Genomic DNA, 20,920 nt, shown 5'->3' on the forward strand with positions numbered 1-20,920 from the left:
TCCTGTACTCGGCGCCACTTTTCTTTGCTGTTGCGTGACGGTTGACTCGCCGAAATGGACAAATCCGACGCCAGGGTGGCATGCTCGCAACGGGCTTGAGTACCGTCGACGAGCAACTAGCCCGTCCAGGGGTCTGGTCGGACGAGGCATGCCGTGCGGTGGGGGGTGCCGATCCGTGCAGGGTCGGCCGTCGGTCCAGTAACGTCCGGCCCGCCCGCGGTGGGAGGACCCACCCGGGTGTCACCGCATGAGGTGGACGGCCCCGAGTGCTCCGCCGTGACTGGCGTCGATGTCGACGTGTGGTGCGCGACAAGAACGACGAGGGAGCCCGTGCCGGCCGTACGTGCGCAGAAGCTCTACAAGCTGTTCGGTCGCCGCGCTGACGAGGCCGTGCGACTGCTGGAGCAAGGAGCCGATCGCGAGGCGGTCCGCAAGCTAGGCGTGACCCCGGCCGTGATCGACGCGTCCTTCGAGGTCGAGGATGGCGAGATCTTCGTCGTCATGGGCCTGTCCGGATCCGGCAAGTCCACCTTGCTCCGGATGCTCAACGGTCTCCTGCGACCGACGTCGGGTGAGGTCCACATCGACGGAACACGGCTGACCGGGCTGTCGGCGAAAGCGCTGCGGTCCCTGCGCCAGCAGAAGGTCAGCATGGTGTTCCAGCACTTCGCGCTGCTGCCGCATCGCACGGTCGGGGAGAACGCCGCGTACGGCCTGGAGGTGCAGCGCGTCCCGAAGGCCGAACGCGAGGAGCGCGCGCGGAAGGCGCTGGACCTCGTGGGCTTGGGTGCGTGGGCCGATCACCTGCCGACGCAGCTCTCCGGCGGTATGCGGCAACGTGTGGGGCTCGCCCGCGCGCTCGCGGCGGGAACGGACGTGCTCTTGATGGACGAGGCGTTCAGCGCGCTCGACCCGTTGATTCGCCGTGAGATGCAGGACCAGCTGCTCGAGCTGCAGTCACGGCTGGGCAAGACGATCGTCTTCATCACCCACGACCTCAACGAGGCGATGCGGCTGGGGGATCGCATCGCGATGATGCGAGACGGACGCATCGTCCAGATCGGCACCGCCGAGGAGATCCTCCAGGACCCGGCCAACGACTACGTCGCGCAGTTCGTGCAAGACGTCGACCGGTCGCGGGTGCTCACCGCGAGCGCGGTGATGGAGCAGCCGGTCGCTGTGGTGGGGGCGCGCTCTGGACCACGCCAGGCGTTGCGCAGCATGCGTGAGCACCAAGTGGGCGCGGCGTTCGTGGTCGACCGCGAACGCCGATTGCTCGGCGCCGTTCGTGACGACGCCACCGCCGACGCACTACGACGTGGTGAGGAGTCGTTGGCCAGCCTGCTCGACGACCACGAGGTGGTGACGGTCAGCCCCGACACGCTCGTGGCCGACCTGCTGACGCCGTCGGCCGAGTGTCCGGTCCCGTTGGCCGTCGTCGACGACGAGAACCGATTGCTCGGCGTCGTGCCGCGCGCGACCCTGCTCGCCGCCCTGGGCAACGGCGGCAGCGCCGAGTCGCGTGGCGGCGACGTCCGTGGGGAGGACACGCGGCGCTCCGCTTCGGCGGCTCCACCACCGGAGTCGTCGGCCGACCTGGAACCGTCCAGCCGTGGCGCCCAGTTGGCGACCGAGCGCTCCGCGGTGACGGAGGTCGACGACGTGGAGGAGGTGAAGCCGTGAACGGCCAGCTGGAGATTCCGCAGATCCCGGTGGGAAAGGCCTTCGCGGCTTCGGTCGACTGGCTCACCCAGAATCTCGGCTTCGCCTTCGACCTGATCGGCGGGGCCCTGGGGACCGCGGTCGGCGCGTTGGCGGACTTCCTCGCCGCGCCGGTCATCGCCGGCTTGGCATTGGTGTTCGGCTTGCTCGGCCTGGCGTTGCGGGGACCGAAGGTCGGGGCCGTGGCGTTCGCGGTCGCGCTCGGCGCGGGCTACCTCGCGGCGATCACCCAGGTGCCACCCTCGCTCGTGCTGACCCTCGCGTTCGCCGTCATCGGCCTGGCGTTGCGGGGGTGGAAGTTCGGCCTCTTCTCGCTCGTGGCGTTCGGCCTGATCGACGCCATGGGCGAGTGGCAAGCCGCGATGGAGACGCTGGCGTTGGTCCTCGTGGCGAGCCTGGTCGCGGTCATCCTGGCGATCCCGATCGGCATCGCCGCAGGGCGGAACGACGCGATCAGCCGCGTGGTCCGCCCGGTGCTGGACTTCCTGCAGACCATGCCGGCGTTCGTCTACCTCATTCCGGCGATCTTCGTCTTCAGTGTCGGCGTGGTTCCCGGTGTGGTCGCCACCGTGGTCTTCTCCGTGGCGCCGGGAGTCCGGCTGACCGAGCTCGGCATCCGGCAGGTCGACCACGAGGTCGTCGAAGCCGGTGAGGCGTTCGGTGCCTCGCCGTGGAAGATCCTTCGCGGCATCCAACTGCCGTTGGCCTTGCCCACGATCATGGCGGGCGTCAACCAGATCATCATGCTGGCCCTGTCCATGGTCGTCATCGCCGGCCTGGTCGGCGGCGGTGGCCTCGGCAGCGCGGTCTACACCGCGATCTCGACCGTCGACGTCGCAGCCGGGTTCGAGGCCGGTCTGGCGGTCGTCATCCTCGCTGTCTACCTCGACCGGTTGACCGCCGCGTTGACGAACCGCTCGGCGGTGGTGCGCGCCCAGGCCGCCGCAAGCGTCAATTGACAATCGGCGCGGTCGTCGTCGATTCGCTCCTCGGGCGAACGAGCCGCGCCTTCATACCGGGCTTTGACCGAAGCATCCGAGCCGTTGCCGGACGACACTGATCGGTCTGGCACGACACCGGAGGCTGCTGAGCCGCCGCCGCGTTCCTGACCTGGCGGTTCGGGTTCCTGACCAGGTGGTTCGGGCAGCTCCCCAACCCAGAAAGGACGGTAACCGTGCGACGAAGCGGTCCCTTCCGAGCACTGGCCGCGCTGGTGGCGGCGCTGCTGGCGATGCTGCTGGCGAGCTGCGGCACGATCGGTGGAACCGGTGACGGTGGATCCCGGTCGACCGAGACCTCGACGAGCACTCCCAACGACGGCGAGGGCGCGAAGAAGAAGATTCGCATCGGCTGGATTCCGTGGGACGAGGACATCGTCCTCAGCCACCTGTGGAAGCAGGTCCTGGAGGACAAGGGCTACGAGGTCGAGCTCGTCCAGCTCGACGCCGGCCCTCTGTTCGCCGGCCTGGCCAAGGGTGACATCGACGTGTTCCTCGACGGCTGGCTGCCCATCACCCATCAGACGTACTGGGAGCAGTACGGCGACAAGCTCGAGGACCTCGGCGTGTGGTACGACAACGCCAAGCTCGCCTTGACAGTCCCCGACTACGTGCAGGGCATCGAGTCGATCGAGGACCTGAAGGGCAAGGGCAGCCAGTTCGGCGGCAAGATCATCGGCATCGAGGCGGGCGCCGGCATCACCCGAGTCACCGAGCAGGAGGCGCTCCCGGGTTACGGCCTGGAAGGGGAGTACCAGCTCACCAAGTCCTCGACTCCGGCGATGCTGGCGGAGCTGGAGAAGGCGGTGAAGGCCGAGAAGCCCGTCGTCGTCACGCTGTGGCGGCCGCACTGGGCCTACGCCAGCTTCCCGCTCCGTGACCTCGAGGACCCCAAGGGCGCGATGGGCGAGGTCGAGGAGATCCACACGATCGCCCGCGCGGGATTCAGCGAGGACTTCCCTGAGGTCGCCGAGTGGCTGTCGAGCTTCACCATGGACGACCAGGCCCTCGGCGAGCTCGAGGACGTCGCGCTCAACCAGTACAAGGGCAAGGAGGCCGAGGGGGTCTCGGTCTGGATGGAGCAGAACGCGGATCTCGTTGCCTCGCTGACCTCCTAGGCCGTGTGCGGCCGGCGGCATGGTCCGCCGGTTGATGAGGAACGGCCGAAGCGGCGCCCGGCGTCGATGGCCCTGTGCCGATGGCACGGTGTCCATGGGCCTGTCCATGGCACGGTGTCCATGGCACCGTGCCATCGCCCCGGGCGCCGAGCCGTTCGTGGGTCGCTCGTCACCTCGGTCTCCTCACCGCCCTTCCTGTGAGCCAGCACCGCGTGGCCGAGGGCGGACGCCCCGCGAGGGAACGGGCGGCCAGGTCCGGCCCTCCGGACGGCTGTCGTCGTCTCCGCTGCGACAGTGGGCGGGGGTGCTCCCCCGGGGGTAGGTAACCGTTGCGAGAGGCGGGGGAGACGGGTGAAGGACGACGTGTCGTGCTCGGCGCTCTCAGCGACGCTGCACGAGCCGCTCGCCGGGACGGCGGCCCGGGCGCTCACCTGGCTGTGCATCGAGCAGCCTGGTCCGTACGGCGCTGACGCCCTGGTCGAGAGCCACCTGGACCGGGCAGTGGGCGCGGAGTTGGTCCGCCGGGCGACGGGGACCGGGGTGCGGATCCAGTTGATTCGCCGACCTGGCCGACACGCGGACGACCATCGGCCGCTTCGGCGACGAGTGATCCTCGCGCACACCCGTCCAGGCGCGACCTGGCTCCGGAGCGCCGAGATCGCCGACCTCGCCACGCTGCTGGACCTCGACCTCGCGGCCGCCGGTGCTGGGGACGACCAGGGTTTCGGTCATGCGGACACCCGTCCGACCTTGCTGGTGTGCACCAACGGGCGCCGCGACGTGTGCTGTGCGCTGCGCGGTCGGCCGATCGCGGAGGCGCTGGTCGCGCGAAGCTCGGCGCCGGTGTGGGAGACGACCCACACCGGTGGCCACCGGTTCGCGCCGACAGCCGTGCTGTTGCCGTGGGGCTACGCGTATGGGCGCCTCGACGTGGACTTCTGCACTCTCCTCCTGGCCCGGAGCGCGACAGGCCAGGTGGTCAGCGGGCGGTGTCGAGGCAGGTCGACCTGGTCGCCACCGGGTCAGGTCGCCGAGCTCGCGGTACGCGAGCGGCTCTCCGCTCCAGCCGGCCCTGACGAGCTCACCGTGGCCGCGGAGCGCTGGGACGGGTCGGACTGGGAAGCGCGGGTGACCGCGACGTCGGGTCGTGCGTGGCTGGTGCGTGGGTGCGAGCGGCAGCTGACACCGGCGCGGCGGACGAGCTGTGTGAAGGCGCCGGTGCGACCGGCCGCGCAGGTGGTCACCGACGTGCGGGAGGTGGAGACCTCGACGGGCCGGCGCTGACGTCACGGCGAGCCCTGGACGTGCCGGACGGCTCGCGCAGCCCGGCAACGCGCGACTAGAACAACGCCGCCTCCAGGGTGGTCCGGTGCGCCGCCACCCAGCAGTAGGCGTCCTGAATCGTCGCCACGTGCCCTTCCTCGACCAGCCGACGCATGGTCGGCTCGCCCTCCCGTGCTCGCGCCTCGATGGTCTGCCAGCACTGGTCTTGACGCCACAGGATCGTCTCGACCAGCGCACGACGATCCCGGATGGTGAGCCCGTAGGCGTCGGCGATCGTCCGAAGCAAGGAGGCGGGTCCTGTCGGGTTGGCGCTGGTTCCCAGACGCAGGAACCGCCAGCACAGGTACGCCACGTCGTGGACGCGACGGCCGGGTGCCGCGTCGTCCCAGTCGAGGAAGGCGTACGGACGTAACCGGCCTCCCTCGTCGCGGTAGACGGTGTTCTCGGGTGAGACCGCGTTGTGGCAGACCACCTCCTGGTCCCCGGCGAGCCAGGAGCCCGCGGTGAGGTCATGGAGCTGGCGGACCAGTCGTGCGACGCGCGCCAGGCTCTCCTCCGACCAGACGTCCGGAGGCTGCGCCGGCTCTCGGGCCACGTGGCCGGGGAGATAGCTGAGGATCTCGCGGCCCTCGTCGTCGGTGCCGAGATACCGCGGCGCCCCCGGCCAGCCGTGGCGAGCGAGGAGGCGCAGGACGTCGTGGACGTAGGCCGCGCGTGCCGGCATGGGACGTCGTACGGTGTCGCCGACCCGGACGACACGGTGGCGACGGCCGCCCAGGACCAACTCCTCCCGCATGCACTAAGAGTGCCTGAACGTGTCGTTATTGCTAAGCCTGTCGTGCGTCGCGCCGTTCACATGTCATGGGGCGAGGGCCCGCTGGCCCGCGGGAGTCGTCGGCGAAGGCGACAGGCCGGACGGCCGCGGGATCGTCCAGGCGAAAGACTGGGTGCGGGTCGGCCGAGCGGGGCAAGCTGAGGGCATGACCGAGGCGTTCATCTTCGATGCCGTCCGCACACCCCGGGGACGCGGCAAGCGGGGGGCCCTCCACAGCGTGAAGCCGGTGGCGCTGGCGGCCGGCGTCCTGGACGCTCTCCGGGAACGCGCCGACCTCGACACCGCGCGCGTCGACGACGTCCTGTTGGGCATCGTCACCCCGGTCGGCGAGCAGGGCGGCGACCTGGCCCGGGCGGCCGTCCTCATGGCCGGGTGGGATATCAGCGTTCCCGGCACCCAGCTCAACCGCTTCTGTGCCTCCGGGCTCGAAGCGGTCAACCTCGCCGCCCAGAAGGTGCGGTCCGGGTACGACGACCTCGTCGTGGCCGGCGGGGTGGAGTCGATGTCGCGGGTGCCGATGGGCTCCGACGGCGGCCCGTGGATGATCGACCCCGAGACCAGCCTGAAGACCGGCTTCATCCCGCAAGGGGTGAGCGCCGACCTCATCGCCACGCTCGAGGGCTTCTCGCGACTCGACGTGGACACCTACGCCTGGGAGTCGCAGCAGCGGGCGACCCAGGCCCGCGACAAGGGCTACTTCGATCGTTCCCTGGTCCCGGTCGTCGACCAGAACGGCACCGTGCTGCTCGACGCGGACGAGGCGATCCGGCCCGACACGACGGTGGCCGGACTCGCGGAGCTCAAGCCCAGCTTCGCCGAGCTCGGCGCCATGGGCTTCGACGCGGTGGCGATCGACCGGTACCCGATGGTGGAGCGGATCAACCACGTCCACACGGCGGGGAACTCCTCGCAGATCGTCGACGGCGCGGCGGCTGTGCTGATCGGCAACGAGCGGGTCGGTGCCGACCTTGGCCTGGCGCCGAGAGCTCGGATCGTGAGCACCGCGGCCGTGGGCACCGATCCGACGATCATGCTCCTCGGTCCGGGCCCAGCCGCGCGGAAGGCGCTGGCCAAGGCCGGCCTGACAGTCGGCGACATCGACCTGTTCGAGGTGAACGAGGCGTTCGCGGCGGTGGTCCTGCGCTTCATGCGCGAGCTCGGGGTCCCGCACGACATCGTCAACGTCAACGGCGGCGCGATCGCGCTCGGCCATCCGCTCGGCGCGACCGGCGCGATGCTGCTGGGCACCTTGCTCGACGAGCTCGAGCGCCGTGACCTGCGCCGCGGCCTGGTCACCTTGTGCGTCGGCGGTGGCATGGGCGTGGCCACGATCATCGAGCGAGTCTGAGCACCCCTCACCGGCGCGCTCGCCGCGTGCCTACCCGCAGACCGGCCTCACTCGACCTTGACGAGGACGGGCGCCGTCGTCTCGACTTTCGCCTTGCCCGCCGCGTCCACCTCCACGGTCAACGGGTGGCCTGCCACGCGCAGCCCGGTGACTCGCAGCGGGAACCACGCCGAGAACTCCGGCGCCGGCGCCACCCGCAGCTCACCGGCCGGAACGTCGACCTCCAGACCGAGCGCGGCCTGCAACAGCGCGATCGCCGCCGCGGCCGACCACGCCTGTGGGCGGCACGACGCTGGGTAGGCCAGGACCGGCTGGCCGGTTCGGCCGTCGGTGCCAGCGAAGAGCTCCGGGAGCCGAAACGCGAACTCCGGCGCCGCGCGGACGAGTCCGGTGGCCAGCGCCGCCGCCTGCGCGGTGTGTCCCTCGCGGACGAGTCCGAGAATCGCGATCGCCGTGTCGTGCGGCCACACCGACCCGGCGTGGTAGCCGAGGGGGTGGAAGCCAGCCGCGTCGGAGCTCATCGTGCGGAGACCGTAGCCCGAGTCCAGATCCGGCTGCCCGATGCGGGCCGCGACGTCAGCGGCCTCCTGCGGGTCGAGCAGACCGGTCGCCAGCAGGTGGCCGAGGTTGGATGTCGCGGTCCCGACGGGCGCCTTGCTGCCGTCGAGCGCGAGGGCGGGGAACCGTCCCCGGGCGTCGGTGACCCAGAACGTCATGCGGAAGCGCTCCCGCAAGGCTCGCGCCCACTCGCGCAGCTCGTCCCCGCCGTCCAGGCCGAAGGCGTCGAGCAGGGCGGCGCCGTCGAGGGCGGCCTCGTGCGCGTACGCCTGCGCCTCGCTGAGCGCGATCGGTGCCGTGGCGATCCGTCCGTCCGGGAACTGGATGGAGTCGCCGGAATCCTTCCAGCCTTGGTTGGCCAGCCCTTGCCCCGTCTCGTCGAGGTACTCCAGAAGTCCGTCGCCGTCGGAGTCGGCGTAGCGGAGCAGCCAGTCGAGCGCCGCCCGAAGGGGATCGAGCAGGGCGGCCACGTCGTCTCGCGCCATACCCCACCGCCACGCGTCGTGCAGCAGGGAGATCCACAGGGCCGTGGCGTCGATGGTGCCGAAGTAGACCGGCGGCAGGCTGCCCTGGTCGGAGAGTTTGACCGAGGCCGTGCGCACCTCGTGGAGGATCTTGCCGGGCGCCTCCGCTGTCGTGATGTCGTGGACGGTTCCCTGGCGGCGAGCGAGGGTTCGCAGGGTGCCGCGGGCGAGGTCCGTCCCCAGCGGCAACGTGAATCGCGCCGCCCAGAGCGAGTCACGCCCGAACAGCGTGAAGTACCACGGGCTGCCGGCGGCGAAGAAGACGTCCTCGGGCGCGGCGGGGTCAGCGAGGGTGAGCGCCCTCAGGTCGTCGACGCTGCGCGTGATGAGGCGGCTCAGGTCCGTTGGCCCCGTCACGGTCACGGTGTCCCAGCCAGGACCGTCCGCCGCGAGGAAGAAGGCGGTGTCCCGCGGCTGCTCACCCGTGACATCGACGAGGGGCTCGGTCTGGAGCGCGACGCGCGCGGTCCAGGCGACCCGCGCGGGAACGGTGATCGCCCAGGTGAACACCGCCGCGCCGTCCGGTTGCAGGGTGGGGACCGGTCCCGACGGAACGGACGTCGACGCGACAGCCGCCATGCTGTCGCTGGGGTCGACTTCCTCCACCCGGACCGTCACCCGGTCGTGGTCGTCGGCCCAGACCGTGGTGCCTTGGCCGGTCGTCACGGGCGGGACGGGCGCGGTCTGCTCACCGCGGCGGAGTGCGTTCATCGTGGCGAAGTCGGAGGCGATCCGAACGCGAACGGTGGCCGTGATCGCCGACCGCGACGCGTTGGCCAGGGTGAGCCGCTCGGTGATCCCATCGGCGCTGACGCGACGCTCTCGCTCCAACCTCACCTGGGGGTCGGCGCCGTCACCTCCGAGGTGTCGAACCACGCCGACGAACCTGGCGGTGCGAGCGTCGATGATGGTGTGACCGACGGACACGGGCTCCCGGCCGTCGACGTCCACCACCAGCTCCGACAGGATCCGGCGGTCGTGTCGGAGCACGCCTTCGATACCACCTGGCCGAATCTGGCCATCCATACCGGACAGGGCGACCGTTGGCGCGTGCACGCAGGTGACAAGGTCGTGCAGGAAGGGTGCGCCCACCGAGGGCTCCTCTCTCGCGTCGCTTCGTCGGTCGCTTCGTCGTTCTACGCCGAGACGTCGACGCGTTGACACGTCAGTCTGGCAAGGAGTCGAAGCGACGGCATGGGAAAAGGGGTGGGGAGGGACATTGGACTAACAGGCTTGGGCCTGGTGGATCAGGAGAAGGTTATGCAAGCGGTGCGGTACGACAAGAGTGCCGACGGTGTGGCGATCCTCACCTTGGACCAGCCGGGCCGGTCGACCAACGTCATGAACACAGCGTACGTCCAGGCGATGGGGTCGGCCATCGACCAGCTCGAGCGAGAGCGTTCCCAGATCCGAGGGGTGGTCATCACCTCCGCGAAGGAGACGTTCTTCGCCGGGGGTGACCTCGAGATGTTGCTCGGCGTGACGAGGGATGACCTCCCCGAGTTCGGTCGCTTCCTGGGCAGCGTCAAGAGTCAGTTGCGTCGGCTGGAGCGCCTCGGGCGTCCGGTCGTGGCGGCCCTCACCGGCTCGGCGCTCGGCGCCGGTCTGGAGATCGCGCTCGCGTGCCGACACAGGGTGGCGCTGGACGAGCCCAGCGTGAGGTTCGGTTTCCCTGAGGTGACTCTGGGCCTGCTGCCCGGGGCGGGAGGGATTGTCCGCTCCGTCCGGTTGCTCGGTCTTCGAGCCGCGCTGCCGCTGCTCGTCGAGGGCACGCACCTGGATCCCCAGGCCGCTCTGCGCGCCGGGATCGTCGACGAGCTCGCCAGCAGCCGAGAGGACGTCATGGAGCGTGCGCTGGCGTGGGTGCGCTCCGATCCCGACCCAACCCAGCCGTGGGATCGGCCCGACTACACGATTCCGGGCCTGGCGCCTGGCGCGCGAGGCTACGCAGAGCTCTCGGTGGCGCCAGCCATGCTCACCAGCCGCACCCACGGGGCCTACCCCGCGCCGGAGCGCATCCTCGCCGCGGCGGTGGAGGGACTCTTCGTCGACGTGGACACGGCGTTCGAGATCGAGACGCGGTACTTCCTCGAGCTCGTGACCAGCCAGGTGGCCAAGAACATGATCGGCACCCTGTGGTTCGGGCGTCAGGAGGTGCTGCGCGGAGCGTCCCGGCCCAGCGGCTACGAACGCCGGTCGGTGCGCCGGCTGGGTGTCCTGGGCGCCGGCATGATGGGCTCCGGCATCTCCTACGTCAGCGCTCGCGCCGGCGTCGACGTCGTGCTCAAGGACGTCTCCACCCAGGCGGCCGAGTCCGGCAAGGCCCGGATCGCGTCGCTGCTGGACGAGCGCCGGTCGGCTGAGCGGAATGACGTGCTCGGTCGTATCACGCCCACGGACAGGGACGCTGACCTCGCCGGTGCCGAGCTCGTCATCGAGGCCGTCTTCGAGGACCGGGACCTCAAGCATCGCGTGCTCGCTGGCGCTGAGCGAATCGTCGGGCCGGACGCTGTCCTGGCGTCCAACACCTCGACTCTCCCCATCGATGGGCTGGCCGACGCTCTCGCCGACCCGAGTCGGTTCGTGGGCCTGCACTTCTTCTCGCCGGTGCATCGCATGCAGCTGGTGGAGATCATTCGCGGCCGGCGGACGTCGGAGGAGACCTTGGCGCGCGCGTTCGACTTCGCGCGCCAGATCGGCAAGCTGCCCATCCTGGTCAACGACAGCCGAGGCTTCTTCACCTCCCGAGTCTTCGGCGCCTACCTCACCGAGGGCATCGCCATGGTCGTCGAAGGCGTCCCGCCGGCGATGGTGGAGAACCTCGCGCGCACGGCGGGTTTCCCCGTGGGCCCGCTCGCCGTCGCCGACGAGGTGAGCCTGGCGCTCGTGTCGCGCATCCGGGCGCAGGAGGTCGCTGACCTGGCGGCTGAGGGGAGGACGCCGCCCGAGCATCCGGCCTACGCGGTCATCGACCGAATGGTCCACGAGTTGGGCCGGCCGGGGAAGGCGGCTGGCGCCGGCTTCTACGACTATCCCGCGGTGGATCCCACCGGTCGCTCACCGGGGGGCAACGGACAGAGCGCGGCGACGGCCAACGGCTCGAAGCGGTTGTGGCCGGAGCTGTCCCAGCGGTTCGCTGTGGGGTCGGGTGACGTGCCCCGGGAGGACATCGTCGATCGGCTGCTGTTCATCCAGGCGATCGAGACGCTGCGCTGCCTGGACGAGGGCGTGGTGACCTCGCCGCGCGACGCCAACATCGGCAGTGTGTTCGGCATCGGCTTCCCCGCCTGGACGGGTGGCGCCGCGCAGTTCGTCCGGGCCGTTGGCGGTCCCGCGGTGTTCAACCACCGTGCCCAGGAGCTGGCGCGGCGGTACGGGGAGCGGTTCGAACCACCCGCTGTCCGGGTCTGAGGTGATCAGGCCCACGGGCTTGAGTGTGCGAGATCAAGGTTGTGGGCTTGACTGAGCCGGTAGCGTGAGGCGTGCCTCAACCGCAGCAGGGACGCCAGGAGGGCTCGCATGCTGGTCCTGACGATCGACCAGCGAGACAGTCGCCACGACCTGGACCGGGTCGAGGAACTGCTTCGTCGCCTCAAGAGCCGACCCGAGGTCGGACGCCTGGTGCGACCGTTCGAGCGCACCGCCGGCGACGAGGTGCAAGGACTTCTCGACCGACCGGACGACGCGGTCGCTGTGATCCTGGACCTGGTGCGCGCCGGCACCTGGTACGTCGGCGTCGGCCTCGGCGCCGTCCGCCAGCCGGTGCCCCCGAGCGTGCGAGCGGCGAGCGGCCCGGCGTTCGTCCACGCACGCGAAGCGGTTCAGCGGGCCAAGGCGAGCGCCTCTCGGTTGGCCGTGGTCGGACCCGATCCCGTGTCGGCGAGCGACGCGGAGGCGTTGCTGGCACTCTTGGCGGCGGTGATCCAACGCCGAAGCCCTCAGGGGTGGGAGGTGGCCGACCTCATGGAACGCGGACTCACCCAGAAGGAGGTCGCGACGCGTCTGGGCATCAGCCCGCAGGCCGTGAGTCAGCGGCTGCGGGCGGCCCTGTGGCACGAGGAGCACCGGGCCCGGCCCCTCGCGGGCCGCCTGCTGGCGTGGGCCGACCGATGACCGGGCTCAGTCTCGTCGTCCTCACCGTGCTGTTCGCCGCGAGTCTGGCCAGTTGGCACCCTGACATCTCGGCGCGGCTCGAACGTGAGCCGTGGTGGCTCGTGGCCGGTGCGCCAGCGGCCGCCCTCGGCCTCGCCGCCGCCCTCATGGCGAGCGGATCCGGCGACGCGGGCGGATGGGTGCGTGGAACGGTGTTCGTCCTCACCGTCGGCGTGTCCGTCGCCGGCGGACGCGCGGTGACTCTCGCCGTCCTGCGCGGCGCGGAGGGGTCGGGTGTCCCCAACGTCCTCGATCCCGCGGAGCATCCTCAGCGGGGTGAGGACGGGTCTGGAACCGACGGCGCGGCCACGGGTCCATCGCCGGCGGCGGTCGCCCCGCCGAGCGAGGGAGCCGACACCCCGGCCGGCGACACTCCGGCAGCCCAGGGACTGGCGGAGAAGCTGGCGGAGAATGGTCGGACCCGTGTCGCGACGTCCGAGGCGAGCTCGCCGGTGCGCGACGACGCGACGCTCGCCGTGCGCCCCTCGACGCGGGACCAGACCCAGGCCGCTCACGGCGACACGACCGTGCTCAAGGGCGGCACCTGGATCGGAGCGCTCGAGCGGGCCGCCGTCACCGCGTCCCTCCTGACTGGCCTGACCGAGGGCATCGTCGTCGTCCTCGCGGTCAAAGGTCTCGGTCGGTACCCCGAGCTCCGCGCGCCCGGCGCCGCCGAGCGGTTCATCATCGGCACCTTCACCAGCCTCCTCTGGGCCGCGTCCGCCGCGGGTGTGGGCCTGCTCGCCGGCTGACCGGTCCCGCCGTTCAGGCGCCGACACTGAGGGAATGCCGACGCTGAGGGAATGCTGACGCTGAGGGAATGCTGACGTGTGGCAAGAGAGTCTTGCCACACGTGTGAGCTGAAGTGGGTGAGGCGTGCCTGGACCGTTGCGGGGCCTCCGGGTGGTGGAGATCGCGAGCCTGGCGCCCGGTCCCTTCGCCGCGACCGTCCTGTCCGACCTCGGTGCCGAGGTGGTGCGCGTCGATCGGCCGCCACAGGACTCCTCGACGTCCGAGGACGTCCCGACGACACGGAAGTCGATGAGCGGGGTGGTCTCCTCGACGACCCCCTCGACGACGCAGAGATCCTCGAGAGCCCAGACCTCCCTGACGGTACCGCCATCGTCGCCCGTGGATGTGGGGTGGCTCGACCCGCTCGGCCGAGGCCGTCGATCCGTCGCCGTCGACCTCAAGCACCCGCGCGGTCCGGAGACGGTCCTGCGCCTGGTCGAGAGGGCCGACGTCCTCATCGAGGGCTTCCGCCCTGGAGTCTGCGAGCGGTTAGGCATCGGCCCGGCCGATTGCCTCGCCCGGAACCCACGCCTCGTCTACGCCCGGATCACCGGGTGGGGACAGGACGGTCCGCTCGCCCACACCGCGGGGCACGACATCAACTACCTCGCCCTGGCGGGCGCCTTGGCGCCGCTCGGGCCCGCGGATCGGCCGCCGATCCCCCCGCTCAACTACGTCGCCGACTTCGGTGGTGGAGGCATGCTCGCGGTCGTCGGAATCCTCGCGGCGCTGTGGGAACGCGAGCGTTCCGGGCGTGGGCAGGTCGTCGACGCGGCGATGGTGGACGGCGTGGCATTGCTGACCGCCCACCTGCGCGGTCTCCGGGCCACCGGAGGCTGGAGGGACGGGCGGGGAGAGAACCTCCTCGACGGGGGCGCGCCGTTCTACCGAACGTATGCCTGCGCCGACGGCCGGTACGTCGCCGTGGGCAGCCTGGAACCGGCGTTCTACGCCGCTCTCCTGCAGGGTCTCGGGCTGGCGGCGGAAGACCTACCTGACCAATACGACCGGTCGGGCTGGCCGCTCCTGCACCGGCGATTCGCCGAGGTGTTCGCGACGAAGACGCGGCAGGAGTGGGTCGAGCGATTCGACGGCACCGACGCCTGCGTCGTGCCCGTCCTCGACCTGGACGAGGCGCCACACCACCCCCACCTCGCCGCTCGGCGCACGTTCGTCGAGGTCGACGGCGTGCGCCAACCCGGCGTTGCCCCGCGCCTGTCCCGCACGCCGGGCAGGATCGCTGGACCGGCGCCGTACGCTGGCCAGCACTCGCGGACAGCCCTGCTCGACTGGGGCTTCAGTCCCGCCGAGGTCGACGAGCTCCTGCGGACCAAGGCCGTCGTCGACCGGCCGGCACGCCCGGCGTCGCCGTCGCCGGCGCGGCGATGGCCGGAATGAGACATCCGTTCAAGAAATCGGGCGTACGACTAACTGTGGGAGCCGTACACCAAACAGCTCCAACGAACGGTGGATTCCGACATGGTGTCACGCCGGGAGCCCGGCCGATCCTGAACGCAAGTTCCATGGCGGGTCTGTGGGACGACCGGCGAAACGGCACGTCACACCAGTGGGCGGGGACGACGGCCACGCCGTTGGCCGGAGCCGGACGGACGCCGGATCGGGTGCAGAGGCGGGGTGCGGTGAGTACGTTGGTTGCACGACTACGACACGCGGTGTCGCGGTCGTGCGCAACGGCTCGTTCGCGCCCACCGGTGGCGACGACGCCGAGGCGCCGGACTCCGGCCTGGTGGCGGTGATCCCGCCGCCAATGGATCGAAGGAGTGCACGGTGACGACCGCAGGGACGTTCGGGTCGCGCTGGCCCGGGGAGGACGACGGCACCGACTTCGTTCAGCTGCTCACTCCCGAAGGCGAACGTCGCGAGCATCCCGACTACGCCTTCGACCTTGACGACGAAGCCATCAAGGGCTTCTACCGTGACATGGCCTTGAATCGCCGGATCGATGCCGAGGCCATTGCCCTCCAGCGGCAGGGTGAGCTCGGTCTGTGGGCGTCCCTGCTCGGTCAGGAGGCTGCTCAGGTCGGCTCCGGTCGGGCGACCCGACCCCAGGACTTCATCTTCCCCACGTACCGCGAGCACGCGGTCGCGTGGTGTCGAGGCGTCGATCCGCTGGCGCTGGTTAGTCTGTTCCGCGGCGTCGACCACGGCGGCTGGGATCCGACGGCGACGAACTTCCACCTCTACACGATCGTCATCGGGGCGCAGACCCTGCACGCCACGGGCTACGCGATGGGCGTCCAGCGCGACGGCTGCGTCGGCACCGGGGATCCGGACCGTGACACCGCCGTCATGGCCTACCTCGGCGACGGCGCGAGCGCGCAAGGCGACGTGAACGAGGCGTTCATCTGGTCGTCGGTGTTCAACGCGCCGGTGGTGTTCTTCCTGCAGAACAACCAGTGGGCGATCTCCGCTCCCAGCGAGAAGCAGTCCCGCATCCCGCTGTATCGCCGGGCGAGCGGCTTCGGCTTCCCGGGCGTGCGAGTGGACGGCAATGACGTCCTGGCCTGCTACGCGGTCACCAAAGCGGCGCTGCAGCAGGCTCGGGACGGCGGTGGGCCCACGCTGATCGAGGCCTTCACGTACCGGATGGGGGCGCACACGACCACCGACGACCCCACCCGGTACCGCCTCCCCGAGGAGCTGGAGCACTGGCGGCGGCTCGATCCGTTGGCTCGGGTCGAGACGTACCTGCGCCGCGCCGGCGTCGCGGACGACGACTTCTTCGCCGGCGTCGAACGGGAGGCGAACGAGCTGGCCGAGCGTCTGCGTACCGGCACCCGGGCGATGCCCGAGCCGGACCTGGCACACATCTTCGACCTCGTCTACGCCGAGGAGCAGCCCGAACTTCGAGCGCAGCTCGAGGCGTTCCAGGCCTATCGCGCGTCCTTCCTGACGCAGGACGCCGCCGGAGTGGAGGTGACCCGATGACCGTGCTCACCCTCGCCAAGGGGTTGAACGCCGGGCTACGGCGAGCCATGGAGGCCGACCCGAGGGTCATCGTGATGGGCGAGGACGTCGGCAAGCTCGGCGGCGTCTTCCGGGTGACGGACGGTCTGCAGAAGGACTTCGGCGAGGACCGGGTCATCGACACTCCGCTGGCGGAGTCGGGGATCATCGGCACCGCTATCGGCTTGGCCATGCGCGGCTACCGGCCCGTGTGCGAGATCCAGTTCGACGGCTTCGTCTATCCCGCCTACGACCAGATCGTCAGCCAGGTCGCCAAGATGCACCTGCGCTCCCAAGGCAAGGTCCGGATGCCGGTGGTGATTCGGATCCCGTTCGGCGGCGGGATCGGTGCCGTCGAGCACCACTCCGAATCGCCCGAGGCGTACTTCGTCCACACGCCTGGGCTCAAGGTGGTCGCGTGCGCCAATCCCAGTGACGCGTACTGGATGATCCAGCAGGCGATCGCCAGCGACGACCCCATCATCTTCTTCGAGCCCAAGCGTCGCTACTACGAGAAAGCCGAGGTTGACACCTCGCTGTCGGCGCCTCCGTACCCGTTGCACAAGTCCCGGGTCGTGCAGGAGGGCACCGACGTGACGCTCCTGGCCTACGGGCCGATGGTCCGCACCTGCCTGGACGCCGCGGAAGCCGCCGCCGAGGAGGGACGCAGCCTCGCCGTCGTCGACCTGCGCAGCTTGTCTCCTCTCGATCTCGAACCGGTCTACGAGCTTGTCCGTCGCACTGGTCGGGTGATCGCCGTGCACGAGGCCCCGATCACCGGTGGCCTCGCCGCGGAGATCGCGGCGCGCGTCATGGAGGAATGCTTCTACTACTTGGAGGCTCCGCCGCTGCGCGTCGCGGGGTACGACATGCCGTATCCGGTGGCCCGGGCGGAGGAGGACTACCTGCCCGACCTGGACCGGATTCTCGACGCGGTCGATCGAGTCCTGGCCTACTGAGGGGAAGCGTCATGGCGCAGGCGTACGACTTCAAGCTGCCGGACGTCGGAGAGGGTCTGGTCGAGGCCGAGATCGTGGCGTGGCGGGTGGCGCCCGGGGACACGGTGGCGGTCAACGACGTGCTGGTCGAGGTCGAGACCGCCAAGAGCGTGGTGGAGTTGCCCTCCCCGTGGGCCGGGACGGTCCAGGAGCTGCTCGTCGCCGAAGGGCAGGTCGTGCCGGTCGGGACACCGATCATCCGGGTGGCGGTCGAGCAGGCGGCGCCCAACGGCGCGGCGACGGGGGGAAGGCCGGCCGAGGACGCGGGTGCTGGCGCGTCGACGGGCGCGACCGGTGCCGCGGCCGAGGGGAGTACCGCGACGCTCGTCGGATACGGTCCGCGGGCTGGTCGGGTGCGTCGGCGGCCGCGGCGGACGTCCCCGGCGACTGGCGGTGCCGCTGGCGACGCCGCTGGTCCTCTCTCGGTGCCCGAGCACGCTCCCTCGGTGCCGGACCAGCGGAGCGCCTCGACGAGCGCCGGACTGGCGCGAGCGAAGCCACCGGTCCGCAAGCTGGCCAAGGATCTCGGTGTCGACCTGCGCGCGGTCCCCGGGACCGGCCCCGACGGCACGGTGACGCGCGACGACGTCGAGGCGTACGCCGCACGTGCCGCGGCAGCCGGCACGCAGGCGGCGCCCGTCGGCGTGCCCGTCGAAGAGCCGGGCGGTGAGGACGTCGTTGGTGCGGGTGTCATCGGGGGCCGTCGGGCAGGCGCCCGGGAGACGCGGGTGCCGATCCGTGGGATCCGTCGGGCCACGGCACAGGCGGTCACCCAGAGCGCATTCAGCGCTCCACACGCCACCGAGTGGGTGACGGTCGACGTGACCGGGACGATGGACCTGCTCGCGTCCTTGAAGGAGCGGCGTGAGTTCGCCGACACCAGACTCACTCCCCTCGTGGTGGCGGCGAAGGCGGCCCTGTTGGCGTTGCGACGGACGCCCGAGCTCAACGCCACGTGGGACGACGGCACGAGTGAGATCGTGCTCAAGCACTATGTCAACCTCGGCATCGCGGTGGCGACGGCTCGCGGCCTCGTCGTCCCCAACATCAAGGACGCCGACCAGATGACGTTGGTCGAGCTCGCCGAGGCTCTCAGTGCCCTCACCTCGGCGGCTCGGGAGGGTCGGACCCCGCCCGCCGACATGGTGGGGACGTCGTTCACCATCACCAACATCGGCGTGTTCGGGGTGGACGGCGGTACTCCCATCCTCAATCCGGGTGAGTCGGGGATCCTCGCGATCGGCGCGATTCGACAGCGGCCGTGGGTCGTCGACGGTGAGGTGGTCCCGCGGTGGGTCACCACGCTGTCGTTGTCGTTCGACCACCGAATCGTGGACGGTGAGCAGGCCTCGCGGTTCCTCGTGGACGTGGCGGGCATCTTGGAGAACCCGGCGAACGCCCTGCTGTTGGCGTGAGCTCTCGTCCTCTCAGCCGGAAGCGATCCACCGACAGATCGCTCCACCGACATGTGTGGCGCCGACTCCGGCCGCCCGACCGAGACGCGATCAGCCGTCGACGACCACATCCGGCCACATCCGCCCGCTGCACGTGATATCGGGACAGATGCGGCGACGCGGACGATGAGTGCATGTCATCATGCGCCCACGCATGTCAACCTGGAGGTGATACCCGTGCGCCGGCGACAGACAGCGTGGTTGGCGGCGGTCGGAGCGGTGGTCCTCCTGTCGTGGCAAGCCCAGCTCGCTCACGCGGCGGAGAACCCCACGGACTCCGCACGGCCGGACTCCGGTCGCCACTGTGTGGTCGGTCTCCACGCCGCCCAGCTCGGTGCTGCCACGGAGCCGCAAGCCACCGAGCCCGCCTGCTTCGACACGTTCGCGGAGGCGATCGACTTCGCGACCGGCGGTCGAGTCAGGCTGCCGAAAGACGCCACGCAGGTGAGTGAGCGGCAGCTCCTGGCCGCTGGCGCGATCTCCACGGCGCGAGCGCCCGTGGCACGGCCTTTGGTCGGCATCGAGTACCAGCACACCAACTTCGGCGGGGCGTCTCTCACTCTGTACGGCGCCAGCGGAACGGGGTGCTACGCCGGCACGTGGTACGGGTTCCCCGACCTGGCGTCGCTCGACTTCGACAACCGCATTTCCTCGGGGAGGACCTACTCCAACTGCATCGGCAAGCACCACGACGGCACGAACTACACGGGCACCTACACCTACTGCGAGACGAGCTGCTCCACGCTCGGCTCGATGAACGACCGCACCTCCTCCATCAAGTTCTTCTGACGGCTGGAGGGTCTTTCGGTCGTCGCACGTGTGGCGTCCGGTGAGGCAGACGGCGTCGGGTTGTCCGACGAGCGGCTGACACCGGGCTCCTCCAGCGGAAGGTCCCATGGCCGCGCTGCCGCCCGGGGGCAGCGCGGCCATCCATCCCGTTCGGACCATCCCGTCGGGGTGGCTACCTCGTGAGCGTTCGGGGAAGGCCTAGGCGTTCACAGGTCGCGGGGTCACCTGGGAACACCGCTGCGACACCCTCGTCGAGGGTGCACGCCACGAGGTTGGGGACCGGCGATTGGCCTGCGGCGCCGGGCCGTGCGGCCCGGTCGCCGTGGGAGGGGAGGAGGCCGTCTCGCCAGGCCTGTGCGCATGCCGACACCGGGTCCTCGATGGGGACGGTCCCGCTGTCGGCTTCGTTGTCACCAGCTCGCATGTCGCGCGCGACCGCGATCCGGGTGACCTCGACGGGGTCGGCGTCGAGGTCGGCGTGGGCATAGCAGAGAACGCTCGTCTGGTCCTCCGCCGGTTTGAAGGCGACGTACGCGGTCGCCACGCCTCCGGCCACCACCAGGGCCGTTGTTCCAGTTCCGACGACGATGCCCTGCCACGACCGTCGCCACCAAGGGCGGGTCGACTTACGAACCTGTTCCTCGAGAAGCTGACGGACGGCACCGCGGCGCTCACGCCCCATAGGCCGAGGTGGTGGGATGTCGTCGATCTCAGTCATTGCTTAGCCCCCGTTCGTTCTGGTGGCCGGTTGCGCGGCGAGCGCTCTCGCCGAGCGCGGGGTGGGCGCGGGACCCCCCGTTCGCCCCGCGTCCACCCCGAGTTCGGCGAGTCGACGAAGGTGTTCGCGAGCGCGCGAGAGCCGGGACCGCACCGTGCCGACGGGGACTCCGAGAGCCACCGCGGCGTCGGTGTAGCTGAGACCGGCCCAGACGCACAGCGCGAGCACGTCCTGCTCGTCGGGCAGCAGGCGGCTGAAGACCTGCAGGATCCGCCGCATGGTCCGTTCGTCGTCGACCCGCGACACCGCCTCCTCCGCAGGATCGGGTGTGACGACGGCCGGCGGGAGCTTGGCGAGCAGGCGACGGTGCCGTCGCAGGCTGCGATCGCGGTTGCGAACGACGTTGTTCGCCACGGCGAGCAGCCAGGGCAGGATCGACTCACCGCTGAGTGACACCTCGCGCCGTCGGCGCCAGGCCTCGAGGAAGACCACCGAGGTGAGATCTTCGGCCGCTTCCCAGGAGCCGGTCCGGCGGAAGCAGTGGTTGTAGACGGCGTCGCTGTGTCGCTCGAAGAGCGTGCCGAACGCTGACGGGTCACCCTTGGCGGCGGCCCTCCACAGGTCGCCGTCGGACAGATCGGCCGTCTCGAGTCGATCCACACC

General features: G+C 70.4%; 17 protein-coding genes. 13 read left to right on the plus strand and 4 right to left on the minus strand.

What is annotated here, in order from left to right:
• Positions 1–330: 330 nt before the first annotated feature.
• From DFJ64_RS09930 to DFJ64_RS09945, 4 genes are all read left to right on the plus strand, one after another.
• On the plus strand, positions 331–1,683 hold the full coding sequence (locus DFJ64_RS09930; RefSeq protein WP_115850211.1) for a quaternary amine ABC transporter ATP-binding protein: 1,353 nt from the start codon (positions 331–333) through the stop codon (positions 1,681–1,683).
• On the plus strand, positions 1,680–2,681 hold the full coding sequence (locus DFJ64_RS09935; RefSeq protein WP_115850212.1) for an ABC transporter permease: 1,002 nt from the start codon (positions 1,680–1,682) through the stop codon (positions 2,679–2,681). The genes DFJ64_RS09930 and DFJ64_RS09935 overlap by 4 nt, the downstream gene beginning before the upstream one ends.
• Positions 2,682–2,896: 215 nt before the next feature.
• Entirely contained in the window at positions 2,897–3,838 is a 942-nt protein-coding gene (locus tag DFJ64_RS09940; protein ID WP_115850213.1) for a glycine betaine ABC transporter substrate-binding protein, read from the plus strand.
• 351 nt (positions 3,839–4,189) lie between these two features.
• Positions 4,190–5,122, plus strand: coding sequence for a ferredoxin family protein (locus DFJ64_RS09945; RefSeq protein ID WP_115850214.1), 933 nt, complete (start codon positions 4,190–4,192; stop codon positions 5,120–5,122).
• 55 nt (positions 5,123–5,177) lie between these two features.
• Here DFJ64_RS09945 and DFJ64_RS09950 read toward each other — a convergent pair whose 3' ends face one another.
• A complete protein-coding gene (locus DFJ64_RS09950) occupies positions 5,178–5,918 on the minus strand; it encodes a phosphotransferase (protein ID WP_115850215.1) in 741 nt (246 codons plus the stop codon).
• Between the two features lie 184 nt (positions 5,919–6,102).
• On the opposite strand from DFJ64_RS09950, the gene DFJ64_RS09955 reads away from it, so the two are divergent.
• Positions 6,103–7,305, plus strand: a complete 1,203-nt coding sequence (locus DFJ64_RS09955; RefSeq protein WP_115850216.1) for an acetyl-CoA C-acetyltransferase — start codon at positions 6,103–6,105, stop codon at positions 7,303–7,305.
• A gap of 47 nt (positions 7,306–7,352) precedes the next feature.
• On the opposite strand, the gene DFJ64_RS09960 is transcribed toward DFJ64_RS09955, so the two are convergent.
• Positions 7,353–9,479, minus strand: a complete 2,127-nt coding sequence (locus tag DFJ64_RS09960; RefSeq protein ID WP_245941048.1) for a glycogen debranching N-terminal domain-containing protein — start codon at positions 9,477–9,479, stop codon at positions 7,353–7,355.
• Between the two features lie 168 nt (positions 9,480–9,647).
• Between DFJ64_RS09960 and DFJ64_RS09965 the strand changes: the two genes are divergently transcribed.
• The 8 genes from DFJ64_RS09965 to DFJ64_RS10000 all read left to right on the plus strand — a co-directional run bounded on the left by DFJ64_RS09965 (position 9,648) and on the right by DFJ64_RS10000 (position 19,539).
• A complete protein-coding gene (locus tag DFJ64_RS09965) occupies positions 9,648–11,798 on the plus strand; it encodes a 3-hydroxyacyl-CoA dehydrogenase NAD-binding domain-containing protein (RefSeq protein ID WP_170152567.1) in 2,151 nt (716 codons plus the stop codon).
• 108 nt (positions 11,799–11,906) lie between these two features.
• Positions 11,907–12,500: a SatD family protein gene (locus DFJ64_RS09970; RefSeq protein WP_115850218.1), complete on the plus strand. Its 594-nt coding sequence runs from the start codon at positions 11,907–11,909 to the stop codon at positions 12,498–12,500.
• Positions 12,497–13,291 (plus strand): hypothetical protein, encoded by a 795-nt coding sequence (locus DFJ64_RS19685; RefSeq protein ID WP_211310557.1) that lies wholly within the window; start codon positions 12,497–12,499, stop codon positions 13,289–13,291. The genes DFJ64_RS09970 and DFJ64_RS19685 overlap by 4 nt, the downstream gene beginning before the upstream one ends.
• Before the next feature lie 124 nt (positions 13,292–13,415).
• Complete coding sequence (locus DFJ64_RS09980) at positions 13,416–14,729, plus strand: CaiB/BaiF CoA transferase family protein (protein ID WP_115850219.1); 1,314 nt, start codon at positions 13,416–13,418, stop codon at positions 14,727–14,729.
• Between the two features lie 390 nt (positions 14,730–15,119).
• Complete coding sequence (gene pdhA, locus DFJ64_RS09985) at positions 15,120–16,280, plus strand: pyruvate dehydrogenase (acetyl-transferring) E1 component subunit alpha (RefSeq protein ID WP_115850220.1); 1,161 nt, start codon at positions 15,120–15,122, stop codon at positions 16,278–16,280.
• A complete protein-coding gene (locus tag DFJ64_RS09990; RefSeq protein WP_115850221.1) occupies positions 16,277–17,257 on the plus strand; it encodes an alpha-ketoacid dehydrogenase subunit beta in 981 nt (326 codons plus the stop codon). Before pdhA ends, DFJ64_RS09990 begins: the two co-directional genes overlap by 4 nt.
• Before the next feature lie 11 nt (positions 17,258–17,268).
• Positions 17,269–18,711, plus strand: coding sequence for a dihydrolipoamide acetyltransferase family protein (locus DFJ64_RS09995; RefSeq protein WP_115850222.1), 1,443 nt, complete (start codon positions 17,269–17,271; stop codon positions 18,709–18,711).
• A gap of 216 nt (positions 18,712–18,927) precedes the next feature.
• Complete coding sequence (locus DFJ64_RS10000; protein WP_115850223.1) at positions 18,928–19,539, plus strand: hypothetical protein; 612 nt, start codon at positions 18,928–18,930, stop codon at positions 19,537–19,539.
• Positions 19,540–19,711: 172 nt separating this feature from the next.
• On the opposite strand, the gene DFJ64_RS10005 is transcribed toward DFJ64_RS10000, so the two are convergent.
• Both DFJ64_RS10005 and DFJ64_RS10010 read right to left on the minus strand, forming a co-directional pair.
• Complete coding sequence (locus tag DFJ64_RS10005) at positions 19,712–20,083, minus strand: hypothetical protein (protein WP_147304668.1); 372 nt, start codon at positions 20,081–20,083, stop codon at positions 19,712–19,714.
• Positions 20,084–20,260: 177 nt separating this feature from the next.
• On the minus strand, positions 20,261–20,917 hold the full coding sequence (locus tag DFJ64_RS10010) for an RNA polymerase sigma factor (RefSeq protein ID WP_115850225.1): 657 nt from the start codon (positions 20,915–20,917) through the stop codon (positions 20,261–20,263).
• Positions 20,918–20,920: the final 3 nt, after the last annotated feature.

Source organism: Thermasporomyces composti (genome assembly GCF_003386795.1).
Classification (GTDB): domain Bacteria; phylum Actinomycetota; class Actinomycetes; order Propionibacteriales; family Actinopolymorphaceae; genus Thermasporomyces; species Thermasporomyces composti.